The sequence below is a fragment of the Afifella sp. IM 167 genome (assembly GCF_020144925.1).
Lineage (GTDB): Bacteria > Pseudomonadota > Alphaproteobacteria > Rhizobiales > Afifellaceae > Afifella.
The window spans coordinates 262787-284583 of sequence record NZ_NSLC01000007.1; the positions used below are offsets into that span (position 1 = coordinate 262787).

Here is a 21797-nt window from a genome sequence, read left to right on the forward strand (position 1 = left end):
GCCGGCGAGGTGTCAGGCGAAAGACGGCATCCCGCCCGCGCCTGACAGCGTCTCAGGCCTTCAGGGCCGTGCAAATCCTGGCGATGCGGCTCGCCGCCTCCAGCAGCCGGGCATCGTCGACGGCAAAGCTCAGCCGCACATAGCCCGGTGCGCCGAAAGCCGTGCCGGGAACCATCGCCACCTCGGCCTCTTCCAGGATGACGCGGGTAAAATCGGCATCGGTCGTGATCTGTGTGCCGGCGGGCGACGTCGTGCCGAGGAATTTCTGGCATCCGGCGAGGATGTAGAACGCGCCTTCCGGCGCCTGGCAGGTGAGACCCGCTTCGGCAAGTTTCGGCAGCACCAGATCGCGGCGCCTGCGATAGACGTCGCGGTGACCCTCAAGGTGATCCTGCGGACCTTCGAGCGCCGCCACCGCCCCGGCCTGGCTGATCGAAGAGGCGCAGGAGGTGCTCTGCGACTGCAGCTTGCGCACTTCGCGCATCACCTCGGCCGGGCCGCCGCCATAGCCGAGGCGCCAGCCGGTCATGCAATAGGCCTTGGATACGCCGTTGACGGCGACCGTGCGCTCCAGAAGCCGCGGCTCGACCGCGGCGATCGAATGGAACGAGGTCTTTCCGAAGACGACATGCTCATAGATGTCGTCGCTCAGGATGCCGACATCGGGGTATTCCAGAAGCACATCGGCCAGCGCGCGCAGATCGGCCTCGCCATAGACGGCGCCGGTCGGGTTGCACGGCGAGTTGATGACGAGCCAGCGCGTCCTGTCGGTGATCGCGGCCTTGAGCGTTGCGGCGGAAAGCTTGAAGCCGTCTTCCGCCCGGCACTCGACGACGACGGGCGTGCCCTCCGCGATCCGCACCATGTCGGGATAGGAGACCCAGTGCGGGGCCGGGATGATGACCTCGTCTCCCGCATCGAGCGTCGCCAGAAGCACGTTGAAGATCACCTGCTTGGCGCCGGTCCCGACGACGATCTGGTTGGCGGCGAAGTCGAGCCCGTTCTCTTCCCTGAACTTGCGGATGATGGCGGCCTTCAGCTCCGGCGTGCCGTCGACATTGGTGTAGCGCGTCTTGCCGGCCGCCATTGCCTCGCCGGCCGCACGGATGACGTGTTCGGGCGTATCGAAATCGGGCTCGCCCACCGACAGATTGATGATGTCGCGGCCGGCGGCCTTGAGCTCGCGGGCGCGCGCGGCGGCGGCGCTGCTCGCCGACGGCTGGACGGCTGCCATGCGAGAGGAGATCTTGTTCATGAATTCTCTCTGGAATGCTTGAGGAGGAATGCGGCGAGCTGACGCCTAGCTCTCGTTCGCCTCGCGCCTGTTCTTCTGCCTGCGCGCGAAGACCGGATAGGCGAGCGTCAGCACGATCAGCGCCATGATCGCGTAGGAGAGCGGGCTGGTGAAAAAGATCATCCAGTCGCCGCCCGAAATCTGCAGCGAGCGGCGCAGGTTCGTCTCCAGGATCGGCCCGAGCACCAGCGCGATGACGAGGGGCGCTCCGGGGATGCGCCAGCGCTCCATGAAGTAGCCGAGAACGCCGAAGCCGAGCACCAGCCAGACATCGAAGAGGCTGTTGCGCAGCGCGTAGGAGCCGATGATGCTGAAGACGATGATTGTGGGCCCGAGCACGGCGCTCGGCACCTTGACGACGCGCGCGACCCAGGGCGCCGCAAACAGCCCCAGCGCCGCGAAGGCGAGGTTTGCCAGGAAGAGCGAGAAGATCAGCGTGTAGACGATCTCCGCATGGTCGGTGAACAGCCGTGGACCGGGCACCAGGCCATGGATGGTCAGCCCGCCGATGAAGACGGCGGTGACGGCGTTGCCGGGAATGCCGAGCGTCAGCGCCGGCACCAGCGAGCCGCCGGTGACGGCGTTGTTGGCCGCCTCGGGCGCAGCGACGCCCTCGATCTCGCCCTTGCCGAAGGCTTCCGGCGTCTTGGAGCGCCGGCGCGCCTCGTCGTAGCTGATGAAGGCGGCGACGCTGGTGCCCGCACCCGGCAGGATGCCGATCGCCGAGCCGATGAGGGAGGATTTGAACAGCGTGCGTCCGCAGCGCCGGATGACCGACCAGGCGGGCAGCGTCCGGCCCTTCGTCTTGATCATGTTGCCGGCGCCGATATCGGCCTCGCCCGTGCACAGCGAAATCGCCTGCGAGACGGAGAAGATGCCGATCAGGGCCGGGAGCAGCGGCACGCCCTCGAACAGTTCGTCCTGGCCGAAGGTGAGTCTTGGATAGCCGGTGAAAAGATCGAAGCCGACTGTCGCCAGCAGCAGGCCGAAAGCGGCGCTGATGAAGGCTTTCGTGGGATTGCCGCCCGACACGCCCAGGATCGAGATCATCCCGAAGATGGTCAGATAGACGTATTCCTGCGGCCCGAAGAGGAGCGCCAGGCGCGACAGGGGCGGCGCCACGAAGAGGAGGACGAAGACGGAAAAGACGCCGCCGACGAGGGAGGCGACCAGCGCCATGCCGATGGCCTGCGCCCCCTCCCCTCGCTGCGCCATCGGATAGCCGTCGAAGGTCGTGGCGATGGAGGCGTCGGTGCCAGGCGTGCGCAAAAGAATGGCGGTGATCGAGCCGCCGAAAACCGAGCTCGTATAGATCGCGCCGAGAAGCACCAGCGCGTTCGCCGGATCCATGCCGAAGGTGATGGGGATGCACAGCGCCACGCCCATCGTGGAGGAAAGCCCGGGCAAGGCGCCCACGAACAGCCCCACCACGGTGCCGATCATCAGGACGAGCAGCGTCGAAGGCTCAAAGATGTTGGCGGCTGCCGCGAGGATCGCTTCCATACGCTCAGTCCCGTCGGGCTAAAGGATTAAAGGTAGGCGGCCAGCGGCCCGACTGGCGTCGGGACCGCGAGAAGCAGCGAGAAGATGACGAAGATCAGCACCGTCATGGCAACCGCCACCGCAAGCCCCGTCAGTCGGCTCAGCTCCGAGCGAAGCGCGAAGAAGACCGCCAGATAAAGGAAGGTCGCCGGATAAAATCCGATCCACGGCATCGCCACGGCGAAGACCGCGGTCAGGACCACCACTTCAAGGAGCGGCACCCAGATGCTTTTGGCCTCTTCGGTATCGCTGCCTTCCGGCGCGGCATCGGCGGCCGGCGCGGGTCGGCGCAGGCTTGCCACGAAAAGGACGGCACCGCCGAGAAAGAGCGCAGCGCTCATCAGCAAAGGAAAGAACGCTGCGCCCCGCTTGAGGTCGTAAACGTCCCAGGCGGCGAAGGCTGCGATCGCCATGACGGCGACCGCTACCCATGTATCGCGTTTCATTGCGCCTGAAACCGCCTGAACCTTACTGCCACGGGCTTTCGGCCCAAAGCTTCTTATAGCCCTCATCCTGCTCCTGCATGAAGGCGCGGTACTCGTCGCCCACCAGGACGTCGAGCGGCATGTTGAGCTTCTTCAGATCGGCCTGGAAGTCCGCATCCTCGGTCACCTTCACCATGGCTTCGCGCAGCTTGGAGACCACGTCCTCGTCCATGCCCTTCGGTCCGCCAAGACCGCGCGAGGAGGAAGCGAGGATGTTGTAGCCGAGTTCCTTGCCCGTCGGGGTGTCCGGCAGATCGGCGTTGCGCTTGGAGGCCCACACGACGAGCGGCTTCACCTGGCCGTCCTCGACGAGCTCGACCTGCTCGGACACATTGCCTTCGATCGCATCGATATGGCCGCCGAGAAGCGCTGCCTTGGCTTCCGCGTCGCCGTTGAAGGCAACGAGGTTGAACTCGACATCCGCCTCGTTCTCCAGCTGCAGGACCGCGAGATGGTCGCCGCCGCCGATGCCTTCATGGCTGACGGTGAGCTTCTTCTCCTTGGCCGCCTTGAGGAAATCCTCAAGCGTGGCGTAGTCGGCGGTGCCGGCCACGGCGAGAATGCCCGGATCGGTCACGATGTTGGCGATGTAATCGAAGCTGTCGATGTTGAAGGTCACGTCCGGACGCACGATCGGGCTCGTCAGAATGCCGGAATTGATCCAGCCGATCGTGTAGCCGTCGGGCTTGGCGGCCGCGATGGCGGAGAAGCCGATCTGACCACCGGCGCCCGGCCGGTTCACGACGACCATCGGCTGGCCGAGATACTTCTCGCCGTATTCGGCGATCAGGCGGGCCAGAACGTCGGTGCTGCCGCCGGCGCCGTAGGGCACGATCATCTCGACCGGCTTTTCGGGGTATTCCGCGTAGGAGGGAGACACAAAGATGGCGAGCGAGGAGGCCGCGAAGGCCAAGGCTGCCAGACTGGACTTAAGATGCATGAGAGTTCCTTTTCTCTTGAATAGGCTCAGGGACGACCGCTTTTGCGGATCTTCTTGCGCCGGAGGAGATCGTTGATCACTTCCAGCGGGGCTTGGGCGGCGAGCGCGGCGGCCTGATCGCGCTCGAGTTGCTCGATGTCCTCGACTTCGACGAGAACGACGTCGATGAATTCCTGCGGGATCACCACGACGCCATCGGCATCGGCGACGATATAATCGCCGGGGCAGACGCGCGCGCCGGCGCATTCCACGGGCACATCCACATCAACGAGAACGATGGCGGGCGGGCGGGCCGAGATACCGCGGGTGAAAACCGGGAAATCCATCTCGCGGATGAGCGCCGCGTCGCGGGCAAGCGAGTCAGAAATGAGACCGTTCAGCCCCTGGAAAGAGGCGGCGTGGGCCACGTTCTCGCCCAGGATCCAGGTGTCGGCACAGCCCGTGTCGAGAACCAGAACGCGCCCCTCGGGCGTGCTGCGGATGACGGAATAGATGTTTTCCTTGGCCTTGGTCGCGCCTGTCTTCGGCGTGTACTTGACAGTGCGCGCACGCCCGACCAGCCGGTTGGCTTCGCCGAGCGGCAGGACGCCGTCCATCCAGCCACTCAGGCCGAGACGGACAAGCGCATCGGTCACCGCCCCCGATTCCACACCGCGCAGGCGTTCCAGGATCCGCACTTCCGTCCAGCTGCTTTCCGTCATTTTCGGGTTATCGCCTCTTCACATTGTCACGGGAGCGTCTTTGCTCCTGAATTCCAGCTTAATTTCATCCTGAAATAGCGTACGGCTCACTTGCAAATATCGTCTTCCCATGTTCCGATAACCTGTAGTTATCAGGTAGCTCATGAATTTTCGTCAGCTTGAAGTCTTTCGCGCGGTGATCGAGGCGGGCTCGATGACGGGCGCTGCAGCTTCCCTCAACATCTCTCAGCCGGGCGTGACGAAGACGATCGCAGCCCTGGAAGCGTCGTGCGGCTATCCCCTGTTCACGCGCAGCGCCGGGCGCATCACGCCGACCCCGGAGGCCCGCCAGCTCCATCAGACGATGGAGCGCGTCTTTGTCGGCGTCGACGAGATCAGGCGCGCCTCGTCGAACATCCGCGACCGCGTCGCCGGCCATCTGTCGATTGCCTCGTTCCCGGCGCTTGCCTCGCGGTTTCTGCCGAAGATCCTCTCCGCCTTTCTGCGCGAGCGCCAGGCGGTCAAACTCTCGCTGCAGGGAACCGCCTCGCGGCAGGTGATCCTTGCCGCGGCCGCCCAGCAGATCGATGTCGGCATTTCGATCCTGCAGTCGGACGATGCGGCCATCGAGACGGAGCACCTGCACCGGCTCGAACGCGTCTGCGTCGTGCCGGCCGGACACCGCCTCGCCTCGGCGGAGCGCATCCGTCTCTACGATCTGCGCAACGAGCCGTTCATCTCGCTCGACGCCTTCGATCCGGAGCGTCTCGCCATCGAGAAGATGTTCTCCGATCTTGGCGTCGGGCGGCGCGACCAGATCGAGACACGCCATTCCGACAGCGCCTGCGCTTTCGTCGCCAACGGTCTCGGCACCACCATCGTCGATCCGTTCACGCCGCTCGCTTTCGGCGATGCGGTCGTCTCACGGCCGCTCACACCGCCGGTCTATCTCAATGTGTGGACGCTGTGGCCCCGGCACCGCATCCGCTCCAAGCTCGCCATCGAGTTCGTCCAGACGCTCCGCCGTTCGCTGCAGACGCATGCCTCCGGAAGCATGTGAACGGCTCACCCGCACAGGCCGCGCGCTTCCCGTAGGGCGCCGATCCCGCCGAAATACGCTTTTCAGGTCCGCAATTAACGACGGAAGATCTTTTTCATGAACCACCTGGCTTCAGGAAGCTGCCTGTGCGGCGCCGTCACGTTTCAAATCTCCGGCAGGTTCGAAAGTTTTTTCCTCTGTCACTGTTCGCGGTGCCGCAAGGATACCGGCTCGGCGCATGCCGCTAACCTCTTCTCCATCCAGGCAGAAATCGTCTGGCTGAGGGGAGAGGACAAGGTCCGGACGTTTCAGCTTCCCGGAACGCGACATGCCAAGAGCTTCTGCATGGAATGCGGATCTGCGTTGCCGATGGTCCAGATGCAGGGCGCCTTGCTGATCGTGCCCGCCGGCTCGCTCGACGGACCGATCGATGTACGGCCGAATGCGCATATCTGCTACGGCAGCCGCGCGGAATGGACCGACCGTCTTGCCAGCGCCGAGAAGATCGACGGACTTCCGGCCCAACCTGCGTGAGACGGAAGGCGGCCTGTCAGGCCCCCGATTTCAACAAAGGCCACTCTTCCCGCTTTGCCGTCATCCGCCCCCCTGCTCGGGCGCGGGTTCGACGTGCCGGGGGCCAGCCCCCTAGCGGCTCAACGCACCGGCAGAGCGCCTCGGCGCGGCAGCCTCGTCGGCCTCCCGCTGTCCCCGCAGCCCCGCCTCCAGCTCTTCCACCGTGGCGCGGATCTCCTCCATCAGCGCGATCGCGACCTGCGACAGCTCCTGATAGGCCGACGTCATCACCCAGACGGTCATCGTGACCCGCTGCCGGATCGGCCGGAAGACGACCTCCGGATGCACCGGGTCGAAAGCCGACAGCGAGGCGACGATGGCGACGCCGTAGCCCTCCGCCACCATGGCGCAGGCCGCGTCGGCCATCTGCACCTCCGCCGCCGGATTCATGGCAAGGCCGGCGCGCTGGAAGGCGGCGCTGATGGCGGGATAGGACAGATCCTCCCTGCCCAGCGCCACGAGGCGCTCGTTCTCCAGGCTTTCCAGCGAGATCACCTTTTCGCCCGCAAGCGGATGATCGCGCCGGAGCGCGCAGATCATGGAGACCGTGGCGAAGGGTTCGCAGCGCAAGGCCGGATTGTTGGAAGGCACCAGCGAGATGCCGATATCGGCGGCGCGCGTGATCATGGAATGCTCGACGCTGCGCGAGGTGCGGGTGAAGAGCGAGAGCCGCACCTCCGGCCGCTCGCGCAGGAGCGCGCCGATGCGGCGGGGAATGAGGCGCATGCTGATCGCCGGAAAGGCGACGATCGAGATCTCGCCGCGCTCCAGCTCGCGGATCGCCCGCGCCGCCTCGTGGACGCGCATCAGGCCCTGCTCCAGCTTCGACGTCTCGGCGAAGAGCTGGCGGGCCTCCGGCGTCGGGATCAGCCTGCCCTTGGTCCGGTTGAACAGGGCAAAGCCGCAGGAGAGCTCGAAGGCGTGCAGGAGCTTGGAAACGGCGGGCTGGCTGACGAAAAGCGCCTCGGCGGCCTTCGTCACCGAGCCCGCTTTCATCACCGCGTTGAACGCCTCGAGCTGGCGGATATTGGCCTTTGCCAATGCCTGAATCCCATAACGCTAAGGAATGGCTTGCACATATAATCTCATTTGAAACGCCACGGAAACGCCCATCCAATGCGCATGTCCGAAAAAAGACCAAAGAGGGGTTGGTGCATGAAACCGATTATCTGGGCGCTTGCGGCTGCAAGCTCTCTTCTCGCCATCAGCGTGGCACAGGCGCAGGACAAGACCCTTGTCGTCGGCGGCTATGGCGGCTCCTTCGAGACGCTCATGAAGGAAGTCGTCTTTCCCGAATTCGAGAAAACCCATGACGTGACGATCCAGTTCGTCGCAGGCAATTCGACCGAGAACCTCGCCCGCCTGCAGGCGCAGAAGGGCAACCAGGAGCTCGACGTCGTCATCCTCGACGACGGCCCGATGTACCAGGCCGACGCGCTCGGCTTCTGCGCTCCGATGGCCGGGGCCCCGGTGCTCGACGATGTCTACGACCTCGCCAAGCTCGGCCCGAACTCGATCGGCATCGGCTTCGTCGCCACGGGCTTCACCTACAACACCGCATGGTTCGAGCGCGAAGGCTGGGATCCGCCCTCCAGCTGGGAAGACCTGAAGGACGAGAAGTACAAGGGCCTCCTTTCGATTCCGCCGATCACCAACACCTACGGCCTGCACACGCTCGTCATGATGGCCCGGCTCGCCGGCGGCGGCGAGAAGGACATCGATCCGGGCTTTACGGCGATGGCCGACGACGTGGCTCCGAACGTGCTCGTCTTCGAGCCCTCCTCCGGCAAGATGTCGGAGCTCTTCCAGTCGGAAGAGATCGCTCTTTCCATCTGGGGCTCGGGCCGCACCAAGTCGCTCGCCGATACCGGCTTCCCGGCGAAGTTCGCCTATCCGAAGGAAGGCGCGGTGGCGCTGATGATCGCCGGCTGCCCGGTGGTGGAAAGCAACGTGCCGGAGGTCGCCAACGAGTTCCTGCAGTACCTGCTGACGCCGGAAATCCAGGTGAAGCTCGCCGACGTGATGGGCTCCGGCCCGGTCAACAAGAAGGCCGAGCTGACGGAAGAGCAGGCCTCGTTCCTGCCCTACGGCCCGGATCAGATCAAAAGCCTCATCGCGGTCGACTGGGACACGATCAACCCGGCCCGCGAGGAATGGACCAAGCGTTGGGCGCGCGAGATCGAGCGCTAGGATAGACGTTTCTCCGGGGGGCGCGCGCCCCCCGGAACCTTCCGTCTCAACACGCCCTTCGCACCGAGTTGTCCCGATGCCATTTCTCGAGCTCAGCGGTCTGACCAAGCGCTTCGGCGACGTCACCGCCGTCGACGACTTTTCGCTCGCCGTCGAAAAGGGCGAGTTCGTCTCCCTCCTCGGCCCCTCCGGCTGCGGCAAGACCACCACGCTGCAGATGATCGCCGGCTTCGAGCAGCCGAGTTCCGGCCACATCACGCTGAACGGCCGCCGCCTCGACGAGGTGCCGGCCCGCCAGCGCGGTCTCGGCATCGTCTTCCAGACCTACGCCCTCTTTCCGCATATGACGGTGGAGGAGAACGTCGCCTTCGGCCTGGAAATGCGCGGCATCGGCAGGCAGGACCGGAAGAGGAAGGTCGCGGCTGCCCTCGACCTCGTCCACCTTTCCAATCTTTCGGCGCGCTATCCGCGGGCCATGTCCGGCGGCCAGCGCCAGCGCGTGGCGCTCGCGCGCGCCCTCGTCATCGAGCCGGAGCTCCTCCTCCTCGACGAGCCGCTGTCCAATCTCGACGCCAAGCTGCGCGAGGAGATGCAGCTGGAGCTTCGCCGCATCCAGCAGGAAGCCGGCGTCACCACGCTTCTCGTCACGCACGACCAGAACGAGGCGATGGCTCTTTCCGACCGTGTCGCGGTCATGCATCACGGCCGGCTGATGCAGGAGGAGACGCCCTTCCACGTTTACGAGAACCCGAAATCCTCCTTCATCTCCACCTTCCTCGGCAAGACCAACAGCCTTGCCGCGACGGTCGTGAAGACCGACGAGGCGGGCTCGGTGCTCGCCTGCAACGGCATGGAGCTGAAGGGGCCGGCCGCGCACCACCTTCCGGGCCCGGTCACCCTCTCGCTCCGGCCCGAGCGCATCGAGATCGTGGAAGAGAACGAGGCCGTCCTTTCCGGCACCGTCATAGAGCGCATCTTCCTCGGCGATCAGTGGCTCTTCCGCATCGAGACGCCGCTGGGTCCCCTCCTCGTCGTGCGGCGCAACCGCGGCCTGCGCGAGCCGGAACATGGCGAGGCGGTGCATCTTGCCTGGACGCCCGAGCATCTGCGCGTGCTGCCGGCAGAGGAAGGGGCGGCATGAAGCCCGGATCGCGGGGCAGACCCTGGGCGCTCAGCGCGCCGGCGCTCCTCCTCTTCGTCGTCCTCTTGATGGTGCCGCTGGTGATGACCTTCATCCTCAGCTTCCACAGCTTCTCCTTCTACGGCGGCATCGCGCCGACCTTCTCGCTGGAGAATTATGCCGAGGTCCTCGGCGACAGCTATTTCTACGAGATATTCGGGCGCACCTTCGCCATCGCGCTCGCCACCACCGTCATCTGCGCCGTCGTCGGCCTGCCGCAGGCCTATTTCCTGTCGCGCATGCGCCCCTTCTGGCGTTCCGTGATGATCCTCGTCGTGCTCGGCCCGCTTCTCATCTCGGTCGTGGTGCGCACGCTCGGCTGGGCGATCCTTCTGGGCAACAAGGGCGTCATCAACACGGCGCTGCGCGATATCGGCCTCATCACCTCGCCGATCCGCATGATGTACACCTCCGGCGGCATCGTTCTCGCCCTCGTCCACGTCATGGTGCCGTTCATGATCCTCGCCATCTGGGCGGCGCTGCAGCGCCAGGACCCGGCGACGGAGGCGGCGGCTGAATCGCTCGGCGCGCGGCCCTTCACGATCTTCCGGCGCATCGTGCTGCCGCAGGCGATGCCGGGCGTCCTTTCCGGCTCGCTGATCGTCTTCTCGCTCTCGGCGAGCGCCTTCGCCACCCCGGCCATCCTCGGCGGGCGGCGGGTTAAGGTCGTCTCGACGACCGTCTACGACGAATTCCTCAACACGCTGAACTGGCCGCTCGGCGCCGCCATCGCGATCCTCCTGCTCGTCTCGGTGCTGACCATCATGCTCGCCTGGAACAAGCTGGTGGAGAAACGCTTCGCCGGGGTGTTCGAATGAGGCACAACGGCCCCTTCGCTAAGATCTTCAGCGTCGTCTTCGCCGCCTTCATGCTGGCGCCGCTCGTCGTCGTCATCGGCGTCTCCTTCACGCCGGAAGGCTTTCTGGAGTTCCCGCCCAGCGCCATCTCGCTGCGCTGGTTCCGGGCGATCCTCGACAACCCCGATTTCATCGAGGCGGCCTGGATCAGCCTGAAGCTCGGCGTCGCTTCCGCCACGGTCTCCTCCGTGCTGGCCGTGCCGGCGGCGCTCGCCATCGGGCGCGGCCGCTTTGCCGGCCGCGATGCGCTGCAGGCGCTGTTCCTGTCGCCGCTGACCGTGCCGACCGTCGTCCTCGGCATCGCCTTCCTGCGCTTCCTCACCGTCTTCGGCGCCAACGGCACCTTCGCCGGGCTGATGTTCTGTCACGCCATCATCATCATGCCCTTCATCCTGAGGCTCGTGCTCGCCTCCGTCACCGGCCTCGACCGCTCCACCGAGCAGGCGGCCGTCTCGCTCGGCGCTTCCGACTGGACGGTCTTCCGGAGGGTCACGCTGCCCGCCATCCTGCCCGGCGTGATCGGCGGCTGGGTGCTTGCCTTCATCACCAGCTTCGACGAGCTCACCGTGACGGTGTTCATCGTCAGCCCCACCACAACGACGCTTCCCGTGCGCCTCTTCTCCCACATCACCCAGACCACCGACCCGCTGGTGGCTTCCATCTCCACCGTCGCCATCCTCTTCACGGTCGGGCTCATGTTCCTCGTCGACCGGATCTACGGACTCGACCGGCTCCTCATCGGCGAGGGATCGCGATGACCGCCGACACGATCGTCATCGGCGGCGGCCTCGTCGGCGCCGCGATCGCCTACGGCATTGCCCGCGAGGGCGAGAGCGTCACCGTGCTCGACGAGGGCGACGTCGCCTTCCGCGCCTCGCGCGGCAATTTCGGCCTCGTCTGGGTGCAGTCGAAGGGCCTTTCCATGCCGGAATACGCGCGCTGGACGCGCCGCTCGGCGGATCTGTGGCCGGGCTTTGCCGAGACGCTGTGCGAGGAAACCGGCGTTTCCACCAACTACTACAAGCCGGGCGGCGCCCATATCTGCCTCTCCGAGGAAGAGTTCGAGGAGCAGGCCGGCGTCATCCGCCGCATGAACCAGGTCCATGGCGCGGAGCATTACGGCGGGCAGATCCTGTCGCGCGCCGAGCTCGACGACATCCTGCCGGGCCTCGGCCCCGAGGTCGTCGGCGGCACCTACTCGCCCCATGACGGGCATGCGAGCCCGCTCTACCTGATGCGCGCGCTGCACGCGGCCTTCCTCAAGGCGGGCGGGCAGTACCAGGCGAATGCCCGGGCGCAGGAGATCAACCGCGACGGCGAGGGCTTTGCCGTCACGACGCCCGCCGGCACCTTCAAGGCCGCCAAGATCGTGCTTGCCGCCGGGCTCGGCAACCGCCGGCTCGGCCCGATGGTCGGGCTCGACGTGCCGGTCAATCCGCTGAAGGGCCAGATCCTCGTCACGGAGCGCGCGCGCCCGTTCCTGTCGATGCCGACCCATGTCGTGCGGCAGACGGAGGAAGGCTCCGTCCTGATCGGCGACAGCCACGAGGACGAAGGCTTTGACACGCGCTCCAAGCCCCGCGTCATGGCCGAGATCGCCGCCCGGGCCATCCGCGCCTTCCCGTTCCTGAAGGACCTCAGGGTGGTGCGATCCTGGGCGGCTTTGCGCGTCATGAGCGCCGACGGCTTTCCGATCTACCAGCAATCGGAGCGCCAGCCCGGCGCTTTCGCCATCAACTGTCATTCCGGAGTGACCCTCGCCGGCGCGCATGCGCTGGCTCTGGCGCCGATGATCGTTCGCGGCAGGCTGGAGGAGGAGCTCTCGGCCTTTTCAGTAAGGAGATTCGATGTTCAAGCGCGTTGAGGAGACGGCCGGCACGGCCATCACCTTCAGCTTCGAGGGAAAAGAGCTGACGGCGCGGGCCGGGGATACGGTCGCGGCCGCCCTCCTCGCCGCCGGCGAGCGGAGCTTGCGCGCCAGCGCCGTGAGCGCCAGCCCGCGCGGGCCGTTCTGCCTGATGGGCGTGTGCTTCGACTGCCTGGTGCAGATCGACGGCGTGCCGAACCGGCAGGCCTGCATGGTGGCGGTCAAGGAAGGCATGTCCGTACACCGTCAGGACAGCGAGCCGGAGGCCGTCTCCCTATGAGCACCTACGACGTCGCCATCATCGGCGCCGGCCCGGCCGGCATGGCCGCCGCCATCGAGACGGCAAGGGCCGGCCTTTCCACCATCGTCCTCGACGAGCAGCCCGCGCCGGGCGGGCAGATCTACCGCGCCATCGAGGCGAGCGGCCCCGCCCGCACCCGGATCCTCGGGCCGGACTACGCCGCCGGCCGCAAGCTTGCCGAAGACTTCCGGGCGAGCGGCGCGCATTACGTCGCCGGCGCCACGGTCTGGAACATCGACAGCGAGCTTTCCGTCGATTTCTCGCTCCCGGGCGGGTCGAAGCAGATCCGGGCGGGGTCGATCGTCGTCGCCACCGGCGCGATCGAGCGGCCGACGCCGATGCCGGGCTGGACGCTGCCGGGCGTCACCACCGCGGGCGGCCTGCAGATTCTTTTGAAGGCACAGGGCCTCGTCGGCGACGATGTCGTCTTCGTCGGCTCCGGGCCGCTCTTCTGGCTGATCGCGGCACAGATGGTGGAGGCCGGCGTCAAGCCGAAGGCGATGGTGGAGACCGTGCCGCGCAGCCGCTACCTCGCCGCCCTGAAGCACCTGCCGGCCGCGCTCGGCGCGGCTTCCTATCTGCGCAAGGGCATGGCGATGATCGCCGCGGTGCGCCGGGCGGGCGTTCCGATCCACACCGACGCGAAGGAGATCCGCATCGACGGCTCGGAGCGCGTCGAGGGCGTTTCCTTCACCTCTGGCGGGCGCGAGCACCAGCTCGCCACCACCTCGGTAGCGCTTCATCAGGGGGTGGTGCCGAACCAGCAGGTCACCCGCCTCCTGCGCTGCGAGCATCTGTGGAACGAGAGCCAGCACTGCTTCGTGCCGAAGCTCGACGAGGCCTTCCGCACGACCGTCGCGGGCGTCTACGTCGCCGGCGACGGGGCCGGCATCGGCGGCGCGAAATCGGCGGCGCTGCGCGGCCGGCTCGTCGGGCTCGCCATCGCGGAAAAAGCCGGCAAGGCGGGGCCGGAGGAACGGCGCAAGGTCGCCGAAGAGCTTGCCCGCGAGGCAAAGATCCGGCCGCTGCTGGAAACCCTCTACGCCCCCTCCCCCGAGATCCTTTCCCCGGCCGACGACACCCTCGTCTGCCGCTGCGAAGAGGTGACGGCCGGCGCCATCCGCAAGGCGGTGGATATGGGCGCGCCGGGCCCGAACCAGGTGAAATCCTTCCTGCGCGCCGGCATGGGTCCCTGCCAGGGCCGCATGTGCGGGCTCGCGGTGACGGAGATCATCGCGGCGCGGCGCGGCGAGCCGGTCTCGGCGGTCGACTATTACCGCATCCGCCCGCCGCTGAAGCCCCTCGCCCTTTCCGAGCTTGCGGCGCTGGAGACGGACGAGCCGGTGCCGGCCGACATCCAGGCCGAAGCGGAAGCGGTGCATTGAGGGCGATGCGGTGAGCGAACGGACGGCCGATCTCGTCGTCGTGGGAGGCGGGCTGCACGGCTGCTCGGCGGCGCTCCATGCGGCGATGCGCGGCCTCTCGGTGATCGTCATCGAGAAGGATACGGTCGCGCGCCATGCCTCGGGCGTGAATGCGGGCGGCGTCCGGCGCCTCGGCCGGCACTATGCGGAAGTGCCGATCTCGGTGCGCTCGATGGAGATCTGGCGGCATATCGAGGATCTCGTCGACGACGATTGCGGCTTTCAGCCGGCACCGCAGATCAAGGTGGCCGAGACCGAGGAGGAGCTTGCAACGCTCTCGGCCCGCGCCGCCGAGATGCGCCGGATGGGCTTCAGCCACGAAGTGATCCTGGACCAGGCGGAGCTGCGCCATCATTTGCCCGCCGTCGCCCCGCATTGCGTCGGCGGCCTCGCCAGCCTCGATGACGGCTTCGCCATTCCCTACAACACCACCTTCGCCTTCCAGCGCAAGGCCCGCGAGCTCGGCGTGCGCTTCTTCGAGAACACCCGCGTGACGACCGTGAAACGCGAGAATGGCGCGTGGCGCGTGGAGACCTCCGTCGGCGTCTTTTCGGGCCACTTTCTCCTCAATTGCGCCGGCGCCTGGGCCGGCGAAATCGCCCGCCAGCTCGGCGAGAACGCACCCGTTGAAGCCATCGCACCGATGATGATCGTCACGGCGCGCATGCCGCCCTTCTGCACCGCCGTCGTCGGCGGTTGCGGGCGGCCCCTCTCCTTCAAGCAGATGCAGAACGGCACCGTCGTCATCGGCGGCGGCAGGCGCGGCATCCCCGATCCCGCCACCAACAAGTCGGAGATCCGCTTCTCGCAGCTTCGCCTCAGCGCCGAGGCGGCGATCGGCATCTTCCCGATCATGAAGGGGGCGACGATCGTGCGCTCCTGGGCCGGCATCGAGGGGCGCATGCCCGACGACATTCCGGTGATCGGCCCCTCCTCAAGCGAAGAAAATGCCTTTCACGCTTTCGGCTTTTCGGCGCATGGGTTCCAGATGGGGCCGGGCGTCGGCGCCATCATGGCCGAGCTGATCGCGAACGGACAGACCAACGCGCCGCTTCAGCCCTTCTCCATCACCCGTTTCGCCCATTCCTGAGGCGATTTTTCCAAAGCAGCAAACCAAGCAAGGAACATCCATGATCCAGCGTCACATCCAGACGAAGATCAACCATCGCGTCGTGGAGCATAACGGCGTGCTGTATTTCGGCGGCCTGGTGGCCGACGACAAGAGCCAGGACATGAAGGGCCAGACGGCCCAGATCTGCGCCAAGATCGACGACCTTCTCACCAAGGTGGGCTCGTCGAAGGACAAGCTCCTGACCGCGATGATCTACATCTCCGACTTCTCCCAGAAGGACGGCATGAACGAGGCGTGGCTGGAATGGATGCCGGCCGAGCATCTGCCGACGCGCGCCACCATCGGCGTCGCCGAGCTCGGCCCGAACACGCTCATCGAAGTGGTCGTCTCGGCCGCGAAATAAGTCTCGGGAGGCCGGCTCCGGAGCCTTTCGGGGCCGGCATTTTCCTCTCAGATCGCCTCGCTGCGGCGAAGCTCCACGATCCGCCCTGCCTCAACGCCCCATTCTTCCAGCACCGCGTCGGTATCGGCGCCCGGCCGCGATGGCGGTTCGGGCAAGGCCGTCGGCGTGCCGGAAAAGCGCGGCGCGGGCGCGGGCTGCCTGACGCCGTCCACCTCCACGAAGGTGCCGCGCGCCAGGTTCTGCGGATGGGCCATCGCCTCGTCGAGATCGAGCACGGGCGCGACGCAGGCATCGCAATCGGCAAAAAGCCCGGTCCAGTGATCGCGCGGCTTTTCGGCGAAGATCGCCGCGAGCCTTGCCTTCTGCTCCGGCCAGCGACCCGTCTCCGCCTGCGCGCCCCATTCCTCCGCGTCGAGGCCGAGCCGTTCCAGAAATATCCGGTAGAATTTCGGCTCGATCGCCCCGACCGCGACCGCCCTGCCGTCGGCGCACAGATAGGTGGCGTAGAAATGGGCGCCGCCGTCGAGAAGATTGGCGCCGCGCTCGCTCTTCCAGCCGCCACCCGCCCGGAAGCCGTAGATCATCGAGCCTAGGAGCGCCGCGCCGTCGGTCATCGCCGCGTCGACCACCTGCCCCTTGCCGCTCTCGCGCGCGGCAAGGATGGCCGAGACCATGCCGAAGGCGAGGAGCAGCCCTCCCCCGCCGAAATCGCCGACGAGGTTGAGCGGCACGGCGGGCGGGCGGTCCTTCTCGCCGATGGCGTCGAGGAGGCCCGTGAGGGCGAGGTAATCGATGTCGTGGCCGGCGCGGTCCTTCAGCGGCCCTTCCTGGCCCCAGCCGGTCATGCGGCCGAAGACGAGCCTTTCGTTGCGGGCAAGGCATTCCGCCGGACCGACGCCGAGCCGCTCCATCACGCCCGGTCGGAAGCCTTCGAGGAGACCATCCGCCCTTGCCACGAGATCGAGGAGGAGAGCCTTTCCTTGCGGATTTTTCAGGTCGATGCCGATGGAGCGCCGGCCGCGAGCGAGCACGTCGAACTTCGAATTGACGAAGGGAATGTCGGATGTCGCGTTCCGCGGATGCACGCGCACGACCTCCGCCCCCATGTCGGAAAGCATCATGGCGCAGAAGGGTGCGGGGCCGATGCCGACCATCTCGAGGATCTTCAGGCCCGCGAGTGGCCCTGCCCGGCCGGGCGCATCGCCCCTCATCGCGCACGCCCGATCACGCCATCGACGAATGCGGCGAGATCGCTGCGAAGGACTTGAAGAGGCGCACCTTTTCCGCGCCCTCGCGGCCCGTATCCGACCCAGTCCGCCCGTCCCATGCTCGCTCCCCTTTCGGGTTCACAGCCGGGGCCATGCCGGCCGGCAGGCGTCCCGTCACTGCGCGTGGCCGCCTCCTCGCCCTTGCCGGAGGAAAGCCGGAAACCTCGCTTGACGGCCTTCCGGCTTCTGCCCATCCTCCGCCTCCTCTCTGGCAGGGACCAGCAGAAAAGAGGAACGGCGGGCGCCGCGCAAGCGGCTGGCACCGCCGCATCGGAGGAAGCATGCGCACTGCCAGAAGCCGGGCGGCACACCCTTGACGGCCAGGGCGGGAGAAGGATTCCAGCCGGCTGACAGCGGCCGGCCGCAGCCCACCGGCACGGAGGCGCTCGACTTCGATCCCGGGAGCCTCAAGACTTATCTGGTCGGAACCGGCCTTGCCGGCGAGAGGGCGGCCGCCTCGCTGAAGATTGCGAAGATCGCGGGCGGTCAGTCGAACCCGACCTACCGCGTCGCCGCCGGCGAGAAGGTGTTCATCCTGCGCAAGCCCCCGAGGGGCAACAACCTTCCCGGCGCCCACCAGGTCGACCGCGAATACCGCGTCATGGCCGCGCTCGCCGGCTCCGGCGTGCCGGTGCCGGAGATGATCCGGCTCGAAGAGGACGAGACCTTCCTCGGCACCTCCTTCTACCTGATGGAATGGCTCGACGGCGTCGTGGAACACGACAGCCGGCTGCCGGAGCGCTCCCCCGCCGATCGCGGCGCGATCTATGCCGACAAGGCGAAAGTGCTCGCAAGCCTCCACGGCGCGGACTGGCGCGCGGCCGGGCTGGAGGGCTTCGGCAAGGAAGGCAATTTCTTCTCGCGCCAGATCTACCGCTGGACGAAGCAGTGGGAGGCTTCCAAGACGCGCGAGGATCCGGTGATCGACGAACTCGCCCGCTGGCTGAAGGAGAACAACGCCGAGGACGATACGCTGAGCATCGTCCACGGCGACTACCGCATCGGCAACCTGATGCTCGATCGCCAGGCGCCGCGCATCATCGGCGTCCTCGACTGGGAGCTCTCCACGCTCGGCCATCCCCTCGCCGACCTTGCCCATGCGGTGTCGGTCTGGTTCGTGAAGCCGGAGGAATATGGCGGGCTTTTCGGCTGCGACCTCGAAGCCCTCGGCATTCCGGGCCACCGGGCGTTCGAGGCGGCCTATCTGGAGGCGGCCGGCGCGCCCCGCGGGCTTAGCGCCTTCCACTACGCCTTCGCCCTCTTCCGCTTCGCGGTCATCTTCGAGGGCATCGCCTCGCGCGCCAAAGCCGGCACGGCCGCGAGCGAGAACGCCGAGACCGTCGGGGCGCTCGCCCCCATCCTGGCACGCCGCGCGGCGGACATCCTCGCCGGCGAACTGCCGATCGACTGATTGCGGAGACGAATATGGATTTCGCCTATTCACCCAAGGTGGAGGAGCTGCGGGGCCGCCTCGCCTCGTTCCTGGAACGCGAGGTGGCGCCCCTCAACGGCGCATGGCACGAGGAGGCCGCACAACACCGCTACCCGCTCGCCATCATCGACCGGCTGAAGGCGAAGGCCTACGAGGAGGGTCTTTGGAACCTCTTCCTGCCGGGGCTCGAGGACGACGAACCGGGCACGCGGCTTTCCAACCTCGAATACGCGCCGCTCGCCGAAATGATGGGCCGGTATCCCTGGTGCCCGGAGGTCTTCAACTGCTCGGCGCCGGACACCGGCAACATGGAGGTCCTGCACCTCTTCGCCACGCCCGAGCAGCGCGAGAGGTGGCTGAAGCCGCTGCTGGAAGGCGAGATCCGCTCGATCGTTTCCATCACCGAGCCGGACACCGCCTCCTCCGACCCGACCAACGTGCAGACGCGCATCCAGCGCGAGGGCGACGAATACGTCATCAACGGGCGCAAATGGTTCCAGACCGGAGCCATGCACCCGAACATGGCGTTCTCCCTCGTCTTCGGCGTCTCCGACGAGAATGCCGACCGGCACCGGCGGCACTCCTTCGTCATCGTGCCGGCCGACACGCCCGGCTTCGAGGTGGTTCGCGACGTGCCGATCATGCACCACCATTCGCCCGAGGGGCATTGCGAGGTGGTCTTCCGGAACTGCCGCGTGCCGGCGGCGAACCTCGTCGGAGAGGAAGGCGACGGCTTCAAGATCGCCCAGGCGCGGCTCGGACCGGGGCGCGTGCATCATTGCATGCGCACGATCGGACAGTGCGAGCTGGCGCTGGAGCTGATGTGCGACCGCGCCCTTGCCCGCGAGACCTTCGGCAACAAGCTGGCCGACTATTCCAACATCCAGGACTGGATCGCGCTGTCGCGCATCGAGATCGACCAGGCGCGTCTCCTCGTGCTGCGCACCGCCTGGCTGATGGACGAGGCGGGCAACAAGGCCGCGCGGATCGACGTCTCGGCGATCAAGGTCGTCGCGGCCCGCCTGCAGACGACGGTGCTCGACCGGGCGATCCAGATCTTCGGCGCGGCCGGCCTGACGCCCGACACGCCGCTTTCCTATCTGTGGACCTGGGGCCGGGCCCTGCGCTTCATCGACGGGCCCGACGAGGTGCATCTGAGGGGCATCGCCCGGGCCGAACTGAAGAAGGCGAAGGAAGCGGGCTACCGCAACGCCGAGCAGTTCACCTACCGGCGGGACCGCGTGCCCGCCGGCAGGCCCGAGGCGGCGCCGAAGAGCGCCTGAGGCTAAAGCGAGGCCTTCTTCGGCCGCCCGTCCGGTCTCTTCCCACCGCTATTCGTGGCGCAGGGCCTCGATGGGGTCGAGACGGGCCGCGCGGCGGGCCGGAAAATAGCCGAAGCCGACGCCCACGGCCGCCGAGAACGCGAAGGCGAGCGCCACGATCGAGGAATCGAGGACGAAGGGGAGGTCGAGGGCAAACGAAGCGAGGGCGGACAGGCCGAGCCCGAGCGCGACGCCGATGAAGCCGCCGAGGAGCGAAAGAACCACGGCTTCGACGAGGAACTGCATCAGCACCTGGTTTTCCTGCGCCCCGATGGCGAGGCGGATGCCTATCTCGCGAGTGCGCTCGGTCACCGAGACGAGCATGATGTTCATGATGCCGATGCCGCCGACGAGCAGGCTCACGGCGGCGACGGCGCCGAGGAGCACCGTCATCAACTGGGTGGTCGAGGTCATGGTGGAGACCATTTCGGCCATGTCGTTGACGGAGAAATTGTCCTCCTTGTCGCCCGTGATGCGCCGGCGCTCGCGCATCAGATAGGTCACGTCGCGGCGGACCTTCGCGGTATCGACCCCGTCCGCGGCGGAAAGATAGATCGAGGGCACGTCCGTATTGCCGAGGAAGCGGCGCTGCACGGCGCGGATCGGCATCAGCACGATATCGTCCTGGTCCTGGCCGAAATTGGATTCGCCCTTCTCCTCCAGCAGGCCGATCACCTCGCAGGAAACGCTTCCGAGGCGGATCTTGCGCCCGAGCGGTTCGGAAGAGCCGAAGAGCTCGGTGCGCAGCGTCTGGCCGATGATGCAGACGGCCTTGCCGGAGCGGACCTCCGTGTCGAGGAAGGAGCGGCCTTCGACCAGATCCCAGTCGCGCGCGACGAGGAGGTCGCCCGTCGTGCCGTTGACGGTCGTCGTGTGGTTCTGGTTGCCGTAGATCGCCTTCTCGCTCGAGGTCACGGTCGGCGCCACCGCCCTCAGACCGGAGAGCTGCTCGCGGATCGCATCCACGTCGGACATCGAAAAGCTCGGCGCGTCCTCCTGCTGCGGGCCCTGCCCCTGCCCGGGCCGCAGGAAGAGGAGGTTGGTGCCGAGCGAGGAGATCTGCTCCTGCACCTTCGCCGTCGTGCCGTTGCCGATGGTGACGAGCGCGATCACCGCGCCGACGCCGATGATGACGCCAAGCACGGTGAGGAAGGAGCGCAGCGCATTGCGCATGATCGCCTGGAGCGCCAGCCGGAACGCCGAGAGAAGCATCAGGCTGCCTCGCGGAAGCTGTCGTAGGCGACGTTGCCGTCGACGAAATGGATGGTCCGGGAGGCGTATTCGGCCATGTCCGACTCGTGCGTTACCATGATGACGGTGATGCCTTCGCGGCGATTGAGGCCGGTCAGGAGCTCCATGATCTCCACGCTCCGCGCCGTGTCGAGATTGCCGGTCGGCTCGTCGGCGACGAGCAGCTCGGGACGGGTGACGATGGCCCTGGCAATGGCCACGCGCTGTTGCTGGCCGCCCGAGAGCTGGCCCGGATCGTGGTGTTCCCAGCCCTTCAGGCCGACCAGATCGAGCGCCTCGGCGGCGCGCTCTCGCCGCTCGGCATGCGGCGTGCCGCGATAGATGAGCGGCAGTTCGACGTTCTCCAGCGCCGAAGTGCGGGCCAGCAGGTTGAACCCCTGGAAGACGAAACCGAGGTAATTGCGTCTGAGGATGGCGCGCTGGTCGCGCGTGAGCGCGCCGACATCGACGCCGCGGAAATAGTAATGGCCGGCCGTCGGGGTATCGAGGCAGCCGATGATGTTCATGCTCGTCGACTTTCCCGAGCCGCTCGGACCCATGATGGCAACGAACTCGCCTTCGTCGATGCGAAGATCGACGCCGGCGAGCGCGTGCACGGCCGCTTCCCCCGTGCCGTAAACGCGCTCCACGGAGCGGAAATCGATGAGCGGAGGGCGGAAGAGCGGAACCTCGGACAT

At 66.8% G+C, this 21797-nt stretch carries 22 protein-coding genes; 13 read left to right on the forward strand and 9 right to left on the reverse strand.

From position 1 onward, the window contains the following. Positions 1-52: 52 nt before the first annotated feature. From CLD20_RS14625 to CLD20_RS14645, 5 genes are read right to left on the reverse strand one after another with little or no spacing between them, the layout of a single operon-like run. On the reverse strand, positions 53-1255 hold the full coding sequence (locus CLD20_RS14625) for a pyridoxal phosphate-dependent aminotransferase (RefSeq protein WP_224407396.1): 1203 nt from the start codon (positions 1253-1255) through the stop codon (positions 53-55). 45 nt (positions 1256-1300) lie between these two features. Beyond that, positions 1301-2797 carry a tripartite tricarboxylate transporter permease gene (locus CLD20_RS14630; protein WP_224407397.1) on the reverse strand — a complete coding sequence of 499 codons (1497 nt, stop codon included), beginning with the start codon at positions 2795-2797 and terminating at the stop codon, positions 1301-1303. Positions 2798-2823: 26 nt separating this feature from the next. Next, positions 2824-3282 (reverse strand): tripartite tricarboxylate transporter TctB family protein, encoded by a 459-nt coding sequence (locus CLD20_RS14635; RefSeq protein WP_224407398.1) that lies wholly within the window; start codon positions 3280-3282, stop codon positions 2824-2826. A gap of 22 nt (positions 3283-3304) precedes the next feature. After that, entirely contained in the window at positions 3305-4261 is a 957-nt protein-coding gene (locus CLD20_RS14640) for a tripartite tricarboxylate transporter substrate binding protein (RefSeq protein WP_224407399.1), read from the reverse strand. 26 nt (positions 4262-4287) lie between these two features. Next, entirely contained in the window at positions 4288-4938 is a 651-nt protein-coding gene (locus CLD20_RS14645; protein ID WP_224407400.1) for an RraA family protein, read from the reverse strand. A gap of 166 nt (positions 4939-5104) precedes the next feature. Between CLD20_RS14645 and CLD20_RS14650 the strand changes: the two genes are divergently transcribed. Beyond that, positions 5105-6001, forward strand: a complete 897-nt coding sequence (locus tag CLD20_RS14650) for a LysR substrate-binding domain-containing protein (RefSeq protein ID WP_224407401.1) — start codon at positions 5105-5107, stop codon at positions 5999-6001. A gap of 96 nt (positions 6002-6097) precedes the next feature. Then, positions 6098-6514: a GFA family protein gene (locus tag CLD20_RS14655; RefSeq protein WP_224407402.1), complete on the forward strand. Its 417-nt coding sequence runs from the start codon at positions 6098-6100 to the stop codon at positions 6512-6514. A gap of 111 nt (positions 6515-6625) precedes the next feature. Here the strand turns inward: CLD20_RS14655 and CLD20_RS14660 are convergent, their stop codons facing one another. Further along, the gene (locus tag CLD20_RS14660) at positions 6626-7594 is read right to left on the reverse strand and encodes a LysR substrate-binding domain-containing protein (protein ID WP_224407403.1); all 969 of its coding nucleotides are present in this window, start codon (positions 7592-7594) and stop codon (positions 6626-6628) included. Between the two features lie 114 nt (positions 7595-7708). On the opposite strand from CLD20_RS14660, the gene CLD20_RS14665 reads away from it, so the two are divergent. From CLD20_RS14665 to CLD20_RS14705, 9 genes are all read left to right on the forward strand, one after another. Next, positions 7709-8743, forward strand: coding sequence for an ABC transporter substrate-binding protein (locus CLD20_RS14665; protein WP_224407404.1), 1035 nt, complete (start codon positions 7709-7711; stop codon positions 8741-8743). Between the two features lie 76 nt (positions 8744-8819). Then, the gene (locus CLD20_RS14670) at positions 8820-9884 is read left to right on the forward strand and encodes an ABC transporter ATP-binding protein (RefSeq protein WP_224407405.1); all 1065 of its coding nucleotides are present in this window, start codon (positions 8820-8822) and stop codon (positions 9882-9884) included. Continuing rightward, on the forward strand, positions 9881-10741 hold the full coding sequence (locus CLD20_RS14675) for an ABC transporter permease (RefSeq protein WP_224407406.1): 861 nt from the start codon (positions 9881-9883) through the stop codon (positions 10739-10741). The genes CLD20_RS14670 and CLD20_RS14675 overlap by 4 nt, the downstream gene beginning before the upstream one ends. After that, the gene (locus tag CLD20_RS14680; RefSeq protein WP_224407407.1) at positions 10738-11538 is read left to right on the forward strand and encodes an ABC transporter permease; all 801 of its coding nucleotides are present in this window, start codon (positions 10738-10740) and stop codon (positions 11536-11538) included. Before CLD20_RS14675 ends, CLD20_RS14680 begins: the two co-directional genes overlap by 4 nt. Then, positions 11535-12644 carry an FAD-binding oxidoreductase gene (locus CLD20_RS14685; RefSeq protein ID WP_224407408.1) on the forward strand — a complete coding sequence of 370 codons (1110 nt, stop codon included), beginning with the start codon at positions 11535-11537 and terminating at the stop codon, positions 12642-12644. The genes CLD20_RS14680 and CLD20_RS14685 overlap by 4 nt, the downstream gene beginning before the upstream one ends. Then, the gene (locus tag CLD20_RS14690) at positions 12628-12927 is read left to right on the forward strand and encodes a (2Fe-2S)-binding protein (RefSeq protein WP_224407409.1); all 300 of its coding nucleotides are present in this window, start codon (positions 12628-12630) and stop codon (positions 12925-12927) included. Before CLD20_RS14685 ends, CLD20_RS14690 begins: the two co-directional genes overlap by 17 nt. Next, on the forward strand, positions 12924-14333 hold the full coding sequence (locus CLD20_RS14695) for an NAD(P)/FAD-dependent oxidoreductase (RefSeq protein WP_224407410.1): 1410 nt from the start codon (positions 12924-12926) through the stop codon (positions 14331-14333). Before CLD20_RS14690 ends, CLD20_RS14695 begins: the two co-directional genes overlap by 4 nt. 10 nt (positions 14334-14343) lie before the next feature. Then, positions 14344-15462 carry an FAD-dependent oxidoreductase gene (locus CLD20_RS14700; protein ID WP_224407411.1) on the forward strand — a complete coding sequence of 373 codons (1119 nt, stop codon included), beginning with the start codon at positions 14344-14346 and terminating at the stop codon, positions 15460-15462. A 40-nt stretch (positions 15463-15502) separates the two neighbouring features. Next, positions 15503-15847: a RidA family protein gene (locus CLD20_RS14705; protein WP_224407412.1), complete on the forward strand. Its 345-nt coding sequence runs from the start codon at positions 15503-15505 to the stop codon at positions 15845-15847. A 47-nt stretch (positions 15848-15894) separates the two neighbouring features. Here the strand turns inward: CLD20_RS14705 and CLD20_RS14710 are convergent, their stop codons facing one another. Then, entirely contained in the window at positions 15895-17058 is a 1164-nt protein-coding gene (locus tag CLD20_RS14710) for a CaiB/BaiF CoA-transferase family protein (protein WP_224407413.1), read from the reverse strand. Positions 17059-17428: 370 nt separating this feature from the next. Here CLD20_RS14710 and CLD20_RS14715 point away from each other — a divergent pair, with 370 nt between their 5' ends. Together CLD20_RS14715 and CLD20_RS14720 are read left to right on the forward strand one after the other, a co-directional pair. Continuing rightward, positions 17429-18526, forward strand: a complete 1098-nt coding sequence (locus CLD20_RS14715; RefSeq protein ID WP_224407414.1) for a phosphotransferase family protein — start codon at positions 17429-17431, stop codon at positions 18524-18526. 14 nt (positions 18527-18540) lie between these two features. Continuing rightward, a complete protein-coding gene (locus CLD20_RS14720; protein ID WP_224407415.1) occupies positions 18541-19830 on the forward strand; it encodes an acyl-CoA dehydrogenase family protein in 1290 nt (429 codons plus the stop codon). 48 nt (positions 19831-19878) lie between these two features. On the opposite strand, the gene CLD20_RS14725 is transcribed toward CLD20_RS14720, so the two are convergent. Continuing rightward, the gene (locus CLD20_RS14725; protein ID WP_224407416.1) at positions 19879-21081 is read right to left on the reverse strand and encodes an ABC transporter permease; all 1203 of its coding nucleotides are present in this window, start codon (positions 21079-21081) and stop codon (positions 19879-19881) included. Next, complete coding sequence (locus tag CLD20_RS14730; RefSeq protein ID WP_224407417.1) at positions 21081-21797, reverse strand: ABC transporter ATP-binding protein; 717 nt, start codon at positions 21795-21797, stop codon at positions 21081-21083. Before CLD20_RS14730 ends, CLD20_RS14725 begins: the two co-directional genes overlap by 1 nt.

Excerpts from the sequence above, each read along its gene's own strand:
- CLD20_RS14625 (WP_224407396.1), bottom strand. The coding sequence starts at position 1,255 with ATGAACAAGATCTCCTCTCGCATGGCAGCCGTCCAGCCGTCGGCGAGC.
- CLD20_RS14630 (WP_224407397.1), bottom strand. The coding sequence starts at position 2,797 with ATGGAAGCGATCCTCGCGGCAGCCGCCAACATCTTTGAGCCTTCGACG.
- CLD20_RS14635 (WP_224407398.1), bottom strand. The coding sequence starts at position 3,282 with ATGAAACGCGATACATGGGTAGCGGTCGCCGTCATGGCGATCGCAGCC.
- CLD20_RS14640 (WP_224407399.1), bottom strand. The coding sequence starts at position 4,261 with ATGCATCTTAAGTCCAGTCTGGCAGCCTTGGCCTTCGCGGCCTCCTCG.
- CLD20_RS14650 (WP_224407401.1), top strand. The coding sequence starts at position 5,105 with ATGAATTTTCGTCAGCTTGAAGTCTTTCGCGCGGTGATCGAGGCGGGC.
- CLD20_RS14655 (WP_224407402.1), top strand. The coding sequence starts at position 6,098 with ATGAACCACCTGGCTTCAGGAAGCTGCCTGTGCGGCGCCGTCACGTTT.
- CLD20_RS14665 (WP_224407404.1), top strand. The coding sequence starts at position 7,709 with ATGAAACCGATTATCTGGGCGCTTGCGGCTGCAAGCTCTCTTCTCGCC.
- CLD20_RS14670 (WP_224407405.1), top strand. The coding sequence starts at position 8,820 with ATGCCATTTCTCGAGCTCAGCGGTCTGACCAAGCGCTTCGGCGACGTC.
- CLD20_RS14675 (WP_224407406.1), top strand. The coding sequence starts at position 9,881 with ATGAAGCCCGGATCGCGGGGCAGACCCTGGGCGCTCAGCGCGCCGGCG.
- CLD20_RS14680 (WP_224407407.1), top strand. The coding sequence starts at position 10,738 with ATGAGGCACAACGGCCCCTTCGCTAAGATCTTCAGCGTCGTCTTCGCC.
- CLD20_RS14685 (WP_224407408.1), top strand. The coding sequence starts at position 11,535 with ATGACCGCCGACACGATCGTCATCGGCGGCGGCCTCGTCGGCGCCGCG.
- CLD20_RS14690 (WP_224407409.1), top strand. The coding sequence starts at position 12,628 with ATGTTCAAGCGCGTTGAGGAGACGGCCGGCACGGCCATCACCTTCAGC.
- CLD20_RS14695 (WP_224407410.1), top strand. The coding sequence starts at position 12,924 with ATGAGCACCTACGACGTCGCCATCATCGGCGCCGGCCCGGCCGGCATG.
- CLD20_RS14705 (WP_224407412.1), top strand. The coding sequence starts at position 15,503 with ATGATCCAGCGTCACATCCAGACGAAGATCAACCATCGCGTCGTGGAG.
- CLD20_RS14710 (WP_224407413.1), bottom strand. The coding sequence starts at position 17,058 with ATGAGGGGCGATGCGCCCGGCCGGGCAGGGCCACTCGCGGGCCTGAAG.
- CLD20_RS14720 (WP_224407415.1), top strand. The coding sequence starts at position 18,541 with ATGGATTTCGCCTATTCACCCAAGGTGGAGGAGCTGCGGGGCCGCCTC.
- CLD20_RS14725 (WP_224407416.1), bottom strand. The coding sequence starts at position 21,081 with ATGCTTCTCTCGGCGTTCCGGCTGGCGCTCCAGGCGATCATGCGCAAT.
- CLD20_RS14730 (WP_224407417.1), bottom strand. The coding sequence starts at position 21,797 with ATGTCCGAGGTTCCGCTCTTCCGCCCTCCGCTCATCGATTTCCGCTCC.